Annotated in this window: 11 protein-coding genes; 7 read left to right on the top strand and 4 right to left on the bottom strand. The window is 32.8% G+C overall.

The features are described 5' to 3' along the window. Window positions 1-90 precede the first annotated feature (90 nt). The 3 genes from AC2D8I_RS11840 to leuS form a co-directional block, all read right to left on the bottom strand. Window positions 91-453: a hypothetical protein gene (locus AC2D8I_RS11840; RefSeq protein WP_484706227.1), complete on the bottom strand. Its 363-nt coding sequence runs from the start codon at window positions 451-453 to the stop codon at window positions 91-93. Window positions 454-546: 93 nt separating this feature from the next. Then, entirely contained in the window at window positions 547-1,245 is a 699-nt protein-coding gene (locus AC2D8I_RS11835) for a zinc metallopeptidase (protein ID WP_484706228.1), read from the bottom strand. Window positions 1,246-1,594: 349 nt separating this feature from the next. Continuing rightward, window positions 1,595-4,411, bottom strand: coding sequence for a leucine--tRNA ligase (leuS, locus tag AC2D8I_RS11830; protein WP_484706226.1), 2,817 nt, complete (start codon window positions 4,409-4,411; stop codon window positions 1,595-1,597). A gap of 287 nt (window positions 4,412-4,698) precedes the next feature. Here leuS and AC2D8I_RS11825 point away from each other — a divergent pair, with 287 nt between their 5' ends. From AC2D8I_RS11825 to AC2D8I_RS11800, 6 genes are all read left to right on the top strand, one after another. Continuing rightward, the gene (locus AC2D8I_RS11825; protein ID WP_484706225.1) at window positions 4,699-5,577 is read left to right on the top strand and encodes a cell division protein FtsX; all 879 of its coding nucleotides are present in this window, start codon (window positions 4,699-4,701) and stop codon (window positions 5,575-5,577) included. A gap of 201 nt (window positions 5,578-5,778) precedes the next feature. After that, window positions 5,779-5,943 (top strand): hypothetical protein, encoded by a 165-nt coding sequence (locus tag AC2D8I_RS11820; RefSeq protein WP_484706224.1) that lies wholly within the window; start codon window positions 5,779-5,781, stop codon window positions 5,941-5,943. Between the two features lie 247 nt (window positions 5,944-6,190). Beyond that, complete coding sequence (locus AC2D8I_RS11815; RefSeq protein ID WP_484706223.1) at window positions 6,191-6,457, top strand: DUF3098 domain-containing protein; 267 nt, start codon at window positions 6,191-6,193, stop codon at window positions 6,455-6,457. Window positions 6,458-6,502: 45 nt separating this feature from the next. Next, window positions 6,503-7,315 carry an undecaprenyl-diphosphate phosphatase gene (locus tag AC2D8I_RS11810; RefSeq protein ID WP_484706222.1) on the top strand — a complete coding sequence of 271 codons (813 nt, stop codon included), beginning with the start codon at window positions 6,503-6,505 and terminating at the stop codon, window positions 7,313-7,315. Then, window positions 7,315-8,007 (top strand): tRNA pseudouridine(55) synthase TruB, encoded by a 693-nt coding sequence (gene truB, locus AC2D8I_RS11805; protein ID WP_484706221.1) that lies wholly within the window; start codon window positions 7,315-7,317, stop codon window positions 8,005-8,007. Before AC2D8I_RS11810 ends, truB begins: the two co-directional genes overlap by 1 nt. Window positions 8,008-8,494: 487 nt before the next feature. Further along, window positions 8,495-9,121 (top strand): energy transducer TonB, encoded by a 627-nt coding sequence (locus AC2D8I_RS11800; RefSeq protein ID WP_484706220.1) that lies wholly within the window; start codon window positions 8,495-8,497, stop codon window positions 9,119-9,121. A 103-nt stretch (window positions 9,122-9,224) separates the two neighbouring features. On the opposite strand, the gene AC2D8I_RS11795 is transcribed toward AC2D8I_RS11800, so the two are convergent. Then, complete coding sequence (locus AC2D8I_RS11795; protein ID WP_484706219.1) at window positions 9,225-9,842, bottom strand: thioredoxin family protein; 618 nt, start codon at window positions 9,840-9,842, stop codon at window positions 9,225-9,227. Between the two features lie 83 nt (window positions 9,843-9,925). Here AC2D8I_RS11795 and AC2D8I_RS11790 point away from each other — a divergent pair, with 83 nt between their 5' ends. After that, on the top strand, window positions 9,926-10,510 hold the full coding sequence (locus tag AC2D8I_RS11790; protein ID WP_484706218.1) for a DNA-3-methyladenine glycosylase I: 585 nt from the start codon (window positions 9,926-9,928) through the stop codon (window positions 10,508-10,510). The last annotated feature ends 20 nt before the right edge of the window (window positions 10,511-10,530 follow it).

Genomic DNA, 10,530 nt, shown 5'->3' with positions numbered 1-10,530 from the left:
AAATCTTCTGGTTTCATAAATGTGTTAAAGTTAATAAATAAAAAAATCTCGAGGGTGAATTAAACCCCGAGATTTTTAAACTTACACAGTTTATGAGATACTGCCAATATATATCATAGGAATAAATATAAATGCTTGAGCAAACACATACAGGCCAAATGCTAAATATTGCTTATTTTTATCTGGTGTTTTAAGAGTCATCTTTTCTGCGTAGTTTGTTATAAACATAAAACCACCTAACATAATCAACCACTTAAATCCTTGTGTCATTGACAATGCAAACTCTACAATAGCGTCACTTTGCAATAATAAATATTCAAAAACGATAAACACTAAAACCCCTATAGCAACATGAGCATAGGTTTTCTTGTAAAAAGCAACTCTATCTTCTTGCGATAAAGCAGAAATAAGTAATTTTGTTTGTAATGGTTCCTGAGCAGGCTGATGTTCCATAATTATTTTCTTAAATTAGCGGACAATTTAAGAAAAAAGCTTCCTAACTACTAATAAATATTTAATTATTAAGTATTTAATATTATTAAACCTTTAATCTTCTCTCCCAAAAACTTGTAATGCCCAATACAATAGTGATGCTAGAGCGCCAATTGCAGCTACTAAATATGTTCTTGCAGCCCATTTAAGAGCCTCTTTAGATCCGCTATACTCTTCTGGTGTTACCATGTTCTTATTCTTTAACCATGCTAAAGCTCTATGACTCGCATCGTATTCCACTGGCAATGTTACAAAGCTAAATACTGTTGCGAACCCCATCATTATTAAACCTGCTAATGCCACCCAATACCCCATACCGCCAATCATATTGGAAGCCATTAAAACAATACCTCCAATAACAACCCATTGGGAGATATTTGATGTAACACTTACTATTGGCACCAACTTAGAACGCATTGTTAACCACTGGTATGCCTGCGCATGTTGTACTGCATGCCCGCATTCATGAGCCGCCACTGCTGCTGCTGCGGCATTACGTTGATTATATACCGCCTCACTTAAATTCACCGTTTTATTTACAGGATTGTAGTGATCGGTTAATCTCCCAGGTGTAGAAATCACCTCAACATCTCTAATTCCATGGTCAGCTAACATTTTTCTTGCTATTTCTGCACCGCTAAGTCCATTTCGTAATTGTACTTTAGAGTATTTTTCAAATTTTCTTTTTAATTGATTACTTACCAAACCACTTACTAAAGCAATTACTCCAATAAGTATGTAATATCCCATCATTCCTCCCATAATACTATGTTTTATATTTTATAAATTTAATATTATTACAGCAAAAAATACGCCAATGTATTGTTAAGAAATTTTGTCAGTTTATATTACTCAAAAAGATTCTTATTACGACTTAAATTAAAAAGAGAGCTTCCTAGCCCCTCTTCAACAAAACCTTTAATACCTTATTGATATTAATAGATTCCAATAGGATTAACACAGTCTTTTAAAAGGATTGTTTATAACAGGTTAAATACTTTATATAAAAAATCACTTAAATAAACACACTAATGCCAGAATGCTTACTTAAGTGATTTACAACACAAATATATGCTGTACTATTTTAATTTCGATTAAATGATTAACCTACAATATTTACTATTTTACCTGGCACGACTATAATCTTTTTAGGAGTTCGCCCTTGCAATTGTGCTTTGGTTTTCTCGTGTGCCATAACTGCCGTTTCTATTTCTTCTTTCCCCATATCTAAAGGCAATTCTAATGTAAAACGCATTTTACCATTAAATGAAATGGGGTAATTTTTGCTACTTTCTACTAAATGACTTGCATCAAAAACAGGAAACGCAACTGTAGAAATAGACTCATTATTACCAAGTCTTCCATATAATTCTTCAGCGATATGCGGCGCATAAGGCGATATTAAAACTAACAAAGGTTCTAATACTGATTGACTTGTGCATTTTTGTGTTGTTAATTCATTTACTGCAATCATAAAAGTAGAGACAGATGTATTAAACGAGAAGTTTTCTATATCTTCTGCAACTTTCTTTATGGTCTTATGTAGCGTTTTTAAATTGGCTTTTGTTGGCACTACATTATTAATTTTTACACCATCATCACCAACATACAACTTCCACAATTTTTTAAGGAAATTATGAACTCCAGTAATTCCAGCAGTATTCCATGGTTTAGCTTGCTCTAAAGGCCCTAAAAACATCTCATAAAGGCGTAAACTATCGGCGCCATATTGTTCACAAATACTATCTGGATTGACAACATTAAACCATCGTTTAGACATTTTTTCTACTTCACGTCCTACGATATATTTTCCCTCTTCTAAAACAAATTCAGCATCTTTATATTGTGGCTGCCAAGCCTTTAATTTCGCAATATCAATTTCATCTGAAGCATTAACCATATTTACATCGACTCTAATTTCTTCGACATTATAACCTTGCAGCAAGCCTTTAGAGACATATGTATTAGTTCCAGATACTCTATAAATAATAGCGCTTGTCCCTAAAATCATGCCTTGATTTATCAACTTCTTAAATGGCTCTTCAACATTAACAAATCCACGGTCTTTAAGAAATTTAACCCAAAAACGAGAATACAACAAATGCCCTGTAGCATGTTCACTTCCTCCAATATACAAATCGACATTCTCCCAATAATTAAGTGCGTCTTTACTTGCAAAAGCTTCGTCTCGCATAGCATCCTCCATATAACGGAAGAAATACCATGAACTTCCAGCCCAACCAGGCATAGTATTCAGTTCTAATGGGTGAATGGTTGTATTATTAATACGATCATTACTAACTACTGTGTTAGTTTCTGTATCCCAAGCCCAAACACCTGCTCTACCTAATGGCGGCTCTCCTGTTTCGGTTGGCAAATACTTTTCGACTTCTGGTAACTGGATCGGTAAATGTTTTGCAGCAATCATTTGCGGCATGCCGTTTACATAATATACAGGAAAAGGCTCTCCCCAATAGCGTTGTCTAGAAAAAACAGCATCGCGCAATCTATAATTCGTTTTACCTTTTCCTTGTTCTATTTGTTCTAACTCATAAATAGCGCGTTTGGTAGCCTTTTTATAGCTCATTCCATTTAGAAAATCACTATTAGTTATAATAGCACTTCCTTTGTCTGCAAAAGCTTCTTCATTGATATCTATTCCTTCAAAAACATTAGGAATCGCTATATTAAAATGCTTTGCAAAGTCATAATCACGTTGATCACCACAAGGTACAGCCATAACGGCACCCGTTCCATAACTAGCCAAAACATAATCCCCTATCCATATAGGGATAAGCGCTTTTGTAAAAGGATGCTCTGCATAGGCTCCTGTAAAGACCCCAGAAATGGTTTTCACATCTGCCATACGTTCACGCTCACTACGTTTAGCTGTTTTTTCAATATAATCATTTACAGCTTCTGCTTGCTCTGGAGTTGTTATTTTAGAGACTAATGCATGTTCTGGAGCCAAAGTCATAAAACTAACACCAAAAATAGTATCAGGTCTAGTTGTAAAAACTTCTATTTTCTCATCGTAGTTTTCAACATTAAAGACCACGCTGGCACCAACAGATTTTCCAATCCAATTGCGTTGACTTTCTTTTAAAGCATCCGTCCAATCAACAGTCTCTAAGCCTTGCAACAAACGCTCTGCATAAGCAGATATACGCATGCTCCATTGCGTCATTTTTTTACGAACAACAGGATGACCTCCACGTTCGGAAACCCCATTAACAATCTCATCATTAGCCAAAACCGTACCTAACTCAGGGCACCAATTCACTTCGGTTTCCGCTAAGTAGGTCAGTCTATATTTTAATAAAACTTCTTCTTTTTTAACAGCGTCATAAGCCTTCCATTCATCAGCAGAAAAAACAACAACATCATCATCACATACCGCATTAATATTAACATTTCCTGATTGCTCAAAATAGTGTGTTAACTCTTTAATATCGAATGCTTTTTGAGTATTCTTACAATACCAAGACTCAAACAACTGAATAAAAATCCATTGTGTCCATTTATAATATTCTGGATTAGAAGTCCGTACTTCGCGGCTCCAATCAAAAGAAAAGCCTATTTTATCTAATTGTTTTCGATACGTTGCTATATTACTTTCTGTCGTAATTACAGGATGTTGCCCTGTTTGGATAGCATATTGCTCTGCTGGCAATCCGAAACTATCATACCCTTGAGGGTGTAATACATTAAACCCCTTATGTCGTTTATAACGCGCATAGATATCACTTGCAATATAACCTAATGGATGTCCTACATGCAAACCCGCACCACTAGGATAAGGAAACATATCTAGCACATAATATTTTGGTTTCTCACTTGTATTAGAGGCTTTGAATGTTTGGTTTTTCGCCCAATACTGTTGCCACTTATTTTCTATCTCGTTAAAATCGTATTTCATCAAAATTGCTTGCTAACTAGTTTAAAGCGGCAAATTTAAGAGTATTGAATGACAATAAAAAGCTTAATTGGTTCTAAAAAAACAAGGATAAAAAGGCTTAAAACTATTAGATAACACTAATTTAAGAATCAGCCATGTTAAAAAGCATAAAATTATACTATTCACATCTGCTTTGATCTTAAATCATTTTTTTACCCCTCATTTTTTAATTAAAATGTATTTATAGGGCTTGTAAAACACAGGAAACTAATTTCTTTAGTATTTTTACAGCGTAAATTACCTTTTTTATGAGTACATCTTTTGATAAATACCAAAAACGTCGATTAATTTCTTCATACTTTTCTGTGGTTTTAAGTATTGCCTTAGTACTTTTTTTATTAGGTTTTTTAGGCATTTTAGTCTTAAATGCAAAAAAAGTTGCCGATCATTTTAAAGAGCAAGTTACCGTAACTATTTACTTAAAAGATACCGCTAAAGATATTGAAATAAAACAGCTTGAAAAAAGCTTGGTAATGTCTGATTATGTGAAATCCACACATTTTGTCTCTAAAGAACAAGCCGCAGAAGTTATGAAGACCGAAAGCGGAGAGGACTTTATGGATTTCCTTGGTTTCAATCCATTAAAAAACTCAATTGACGTGCATCTAAAAGCTGATTTTGTAACTTCAGATAAACTAGAAGACATCTCGAAAGAAGCTTTAGCCAAGAATTTTGTAGATGAAGTCAACTACGATAATGATTTAGTAACTTTAATGAATGACAATGTCAAAAAAATAAGTTTTTGGGGCTTATTTATTAGCGCATTATTTACAATTATTGCTGTATTACTGATTAACAGTTCTATACGCTTAGCGGTTTACTCTAAGCGATTTATTATCAAAACAATGCAAATGGTAGGCGCTACAAAACGCTTTATTCGTCGTCCTTTTGTTTGGAAAAGTGTTCGTTTGGGTATTATTGGAGCTCTTTTAGCACTTATAGGGATGGCTGTAATTTTACATTTTATAAACAAGACATTTCCTGAATTAGAAATATTTGAAACTCCTTCACTCACTATTGGGCTCTTCATATTTATATTCTTATTAGGAATTTTTATTACTTGGATTTCCACTTTTTTCGCAACGCAAAGATTCTTAAATCTAAACACGGACAAGCTTCATTATTAACACTTTAACTTTTCACTTAACAATAGCAAACTGAATCACAGCTACTTTATAGTATCATTTTAATTTAATTATACCAAATATCTTAAATTATTTGCTATTTTTAGAGCTCAAAACAACTAATCCTCTATTAATAAAAGTGTTTTTTAATGAAATTCACATTCAAAAAAGTGCAACATTAAAAACACCAAATGAACAGACCATATGAAACGAATAACTTTTGTATTAACAGGTATTGTAGTGATTACACTTTTAGCATTAACGTCTCAAAAATACACGAAAAAAAATCCTAAAAAATATGCTAAAATGAAGACCACTAAATATTACTCAAAAAAAGCAACAACTAAAAACCACACTAAACTATTTTAGATTTACGTCTTATAAGTAATTAGACTAAACCATTTACTTAATAGTGCTCTTTTACAAAACTCTAAAAAATTATTTTTCTCCTAAAAATTAAAGCTAATTTTAAATTTAGAAACTCTTAACGTAACATTTTTAAATAAAAATGTTACTTTGCACTTACCTTGATTTTAATTTAAGCACCTAAATATGCTAGCGTTATTTATTAGCAAACGGTGGATTATTTTACATATTTTGATTAGAGAAACACACAATGGGACAAAAAAAGATTAAAGAAGATAAGAACAATGAATTTATTTTTGGAAGAAGGAATTATAAATTTATGTTTATAGGACTCGCCTGTATAGCAATAGGCTTTATTTTAATGTCTGGAGGCGGCAGTGACGACCCTAATGTTTTCAATGAAGATATTTTTAGTTTTAGGCGTATTCGACTAGCACCAACCTTAGTATTAATTGGTTTTGGGGTTCAGATTTATGCAATTTTAACACGTAAAGAAGATCCAGTTTCCAAAAAATAAACTTTAAATTCTTTTTTGACACTCCTAATTTGATATTTTTGTCGGATGGATTTAATAGACGCTATAATTTTAGCTATCATTGAGGGTATTACAGAATATCTACCAGTATCTTCTACTGGGCACATGATCATTGCATCATCATTTATGAAAATTGCTAGTGATGACTTTACCAAGTTATTTACTATAGTAATTCAGCTTGGAGCCATTTTAGCTGTTGTGATTTTGTATTGGAAACGTTTTTTCCAAAGTATGGATTTTTATTTCAAGCTCCTTGTTGCTTTTATACCTGCTGTTGTGCTAGGACTCCTTTTAAATGATGTTATTGATGATTTATTAGAAAGCCCTGTAACTGTAGCTATTTCTTTAATTATTGGTGGTATTATTTTACTCAAAGTAGACGACTGGTTTAAATCAAATGAAAGCATAGATGAATCTGCTCCCACAGCACATACAAACATAAGTTATGCTACAGCACTAAAAATCGGTTTTTTTCAAACTTTAGCCATGATCCCGGGAACTTCTAGAAGTGGCGCGACTATTGTTGGAGGGATGACTCAAAAATTAAACCGCAAAACGGCTGCTGAGTTTTCTTTTTTCTTAGCTGTTCCAACCATGTTTGGTGCGACTTCAAAAAAACTATACGACTATTATCAAGATGGCTTTTCATTAAATAGCGCTCAAATAAACTATTTAATATTAGGTAATATTATTGCTTTTATAGTGGCTTTAATTGCCATTCGCTCGTTTATAGATTATTTAAGTAAAAAAGGATTTAAATTATTTGGTTATTATCGTATTATTCTAGGTATAGCATTATTAATTATTCATTATTTTATTTATAGTTTAACAACCATCTAATGAGCAGCGCTGAAGATTATCAATCGGGACAAGTTCTATTAATAGACAAACCACTTAACTGGACTTCTTTTCAGGTCGTTAACAAATTACGTTGGGAAATTCGTCAAGCTTTCAACATCAAAAAAATTAAAGTTGGTCATGCTGGCACTTTAGATCCTTTAGCAACGGGACTATTAGTGCTTTGCACGGGTAAAATGACCAAGCAAATTGACACTTTTCAGGGACAAATAAAAGAATATACAGGAACCATTGTACTAGGAAGTACAACGCCTTCTTACGACTTGGAGTCGGCAATAAATGAAACCTTCCCGACCAATCATATTACTGAAGAATTAATACACACTACCACACAACAATTTATTGGTGAAATTGATCAATTCCCTCCTGTATTTTCGGCATTAAAAAAAGACGGCAAGCGTCTTTATGAGTATGCAAGAGCAGGGGAAAATGTAGAAATAAAATCTCGAAAAATTAACATAGAGGTTTTTGAGATTACAAAAATAGAGAACAATACTGTTAATTTTAGAGTTGTTTGCAGCAAAGGCACGTATATTCGCTCACTAGCAAATGATTTTGGAAAAGCCTTGCAATCTGGTGGACACCTATCTGCTTTACGTCGCACTAAAATTGGATCATTCGATGTTTCCGAGTCAATTTCTATTGATGATTTTATAAAAAAACTAAACTCTTAAAAGGAAGTGCATCCATTTAATCTCTTTCTTAACACTACTTATTTGGGCCATAACCTAACATACTAATTTTATAAATTTTTAAGAGTAAAGCCTCAACCAAACAGTATTATTTACACAAAAATAGCTAAAAATCAACACTCTTTTTAAACACACAAAGCGCTGAACACCAACAAAATACAATATTAAATAGTAATATTAAAATGTTTTTATTACAGTTTGCTGTTTTCTTAAAAACATATTTTCCATTAACGTAAAAAGAAACTGCTTAGTATTGCTATTTTTCTTTTAATTGCAGTTTATCTAATCTTTTTTTCCTATTTTCGGCGTATATATAGAGATTAACCTTATAGCCCTTTATCACCTACAGCTCCAATTGGAATTTAAAAACTCACATAAGGCACTTGCTATTACGCTCCTACTTACAGGAACGCTAATTCTAACGATCATTAATTTAAGTCTTTACAAGTTAAGACCTAAAAATGAAGAAATGATGATTAATATTGAAATCATTAAAGAACTAGAGCAAATCGAAGAAGAAATTGTTGAATCTGAAACAATAGATGGCGGCAAACAAACTAATAAAGGTTTTAACGAAACGAAAAAATATAAACATTTTGCAGAAGCATACAAACCTATTGCTCCTCCAGAAGATTACGATTATTCTAAATTCAACTCTAGAAACGACAACACTTCAAAAGCTGAAAAAAAACAAGAAAGTTCAACTGATTCTAATCTGAAAAACGATGAATTATCTTCTTTTGAGAGCATTAATAACGTCTTAAAAAAAAGCACAAATACTCAAGCTCCGAAAAGTAATGGCGCTTCTGCTAATTTAAATAGCACCATCACGTATTCTCTAGAAGGTAGAACAGACGAGTATTTACCAATTCCAATATATCTTTGTGAAGCCTACGGCAGAATAGTAATAAACATTACTGTAAACGGAAGCGGAAACGTTATCCACACTAATATAAACAAGACAAAATCAACAACTAAAAATGCCTGCTTACGTGATCATGCGGAAGAGTATGCTAAAAGAGCACGCTTTGATAAATCAGACAAAGATTCTCAAAAAGGCTCTATCACTTTTAATTTTAAAGGAAAGAAAATCTAATTTCGCTACTCGAATCATCTTAGCGCTTAACCTAATAAACGCAATCAAAAAAGAATATTTTTCAATTGCGTTCTAGTAGTATTGAATCCTTAAAATAAATCTATTATTCTAAAAGAGAAATTAAATCTTCAATGGCATTTTGTCCCTTATCTTTATTATACCAATGTTGAAGATCTTCTTTAAATTCTGGCGTTAACTTCCCGTGTTCTGCTTTATAATCGTTCACAAGCTTTGTTGCTGCACTTGGTCTTGGGCCAAAGGTATTCACGACTTCACCCGTTGCATTATCCAACATAATTAATTTAGGAATAGCCATTCCGCCATTGGTTAAAAATTCATTCATTAAAGCTGTATTCTCATCGCGAAGAACAACCTTAAAATCTATCTTATTATTTAATTCTGCAATCTTATTCATAACAGGCATTAAATGCGCTGCATCGCCGCACCAACTTTCTGTAAGAACCACCCATGTAATATCTTTTTTTAAATGAGATATTTTTTCTTGAGCGGCTTCAGAAACTTTCACTGTTTTATCCCAACGTTTCATTCGGCGATCATTAAGCATTGTATAATTGACTAACGCCTCCGTTTTAAGCTCCCCAGTTGTTCCTTCTTTTGCAACTAATTGCGTTACTAAATCTCTATACTCTTGATAACTTGTACTTTTTTCCAAGCTCTCTTTTATTATCTTACCTAAGTCTGTTTGTTGTAATATTTCCATAATATAAATTTACTCCATCTTTTCTTATTTCAAGACACAGTCCTTACATTAGTAGTAAATTTTAATAATCCTTACAATTCGATATGAGTACAAAAAATAGAACGACAACTAAACATAAGTGCGGATGGTGTATTGGAGATGATTTATACGAAGCGTATCACGATCAAGAATGGGGAACCCCTGTTTATGACGACGCTACGCTTTTCGAATTTTTAATTTTAGAAACCTTTCAAGCGGGATTGAGCTGGATTACTATTCTACGAAAACGCGAAAACTTTAAAGCCGCCTTAGACAACTTTGATTATACTAAAATAGCGCTTTATAATCAAGACAAAATAGACGCCCTATTACAGAATGCGGGAATTATTCGAAATAAACTAAAAATAAAAGCAACTATAACTAACGCACAGGCATTCATTAAAATACAAGAAGAGTTTGGTTCTTTCAGCAAATATATTTGGGGGTTTGTTGATGGTAAACCTATAAAAAACAAGGTAAAAAACTATAAAGACGCTCCAGCCAATACACCTTTAAGTGATCGTTTAAGTAAAGATTTAAAAAAACGTGGATTCAAATTTGTTGGTAGTACCGTTGTTTACGCACATATGCAAGCCACAGGAATGGTAAATGATCATGAAATAGATTGTTTTAGATATAATGAAGTTTAGCCTCTAAAAAGGAACACAGT

Source organism: Lacinutrix sp. YIN62 (genome assembly GCF_057219185.1).
This window is presented reverse-complemented; position numbering and strand designations above follow the sequence as displayed.

Bases quoted from the DNA above. Each gene is read 5' to 3' on its own strand.
- AC2D8I_RS11840 (WP_484706227.1), bottom strand. From the start codon at position 453: ATGGAACATCAGCCTGCTCAGGAACCATTACAAACAAAATTACTTATT.
- AC2D8I_RS11835 (WP_484706228.1), bottom strand. From the start codon at position 1,245: ATGATGGGATATTACATACTTATTGGAGTAATTGCTTTAGTAAGTGGT.
- leuS (WP_484706226.1), bottom strand. From the start codon at position 4,411: ATGAAATACGATTTTAACGAGATAGAAAATAAGTGGCAACAGTATTGG.
- AC2D8I_RS11825 (WP_484706225.1), top strand. From the start codon at position 4,699: ATGAGTACATCTTTTGATAAATACCAAAAACGTCGATTAATTTCTTCA.
- AC2D8I_RS11820 (WP_484706224.1), top strand. From the start codon at position 5,779: ATGAAACGAATAACTTTTGTATTAACAGGTATTGTAGTGATTACACTT.
- AC2D8I_RS11815 (WP_484706223.1), top strand. From the start codon at position 6,191: ATGGGACAAAAAAAGATTAAAGAAGATAAGAACAATGAATTTATTTTT.
- AC2D8I_RS11810 (WP_484706222.1), top strand. From the start codon at position 6,503: ATGGATTTAATAGACGCTATAATTTTAGCTATCATTGAGGGTATTACA.
- truB (WP_484706221.1), top strand. From the start codon at position 7,315: ATGAGCAGCGCTGAAGATTATCAATCGGGACAAGTTCTATTAATAGAC.
- AC2D8I_RS11800 (WP_484706220.1), top strand. From the start codon at position 8,495: ATGATGATTAATATTGAAATCATTAAAGAACTAGAGCAAATCGAAGAA.
- AC2D8I_RS11795 (WP_484706219.1), bottom strand. From the start codon at position 9,842: ATGGAAATATTACAACAAACAGACTTAGGTAAGATAATAAAAGAGAGC.
- AC2D8I_RS11790 (WP_484706218.1), top strand. From the start codon at position 9,926: ATGAGTACAAAAAATAGAACGACAACTAAACATAAGTGCGGATGGTGT.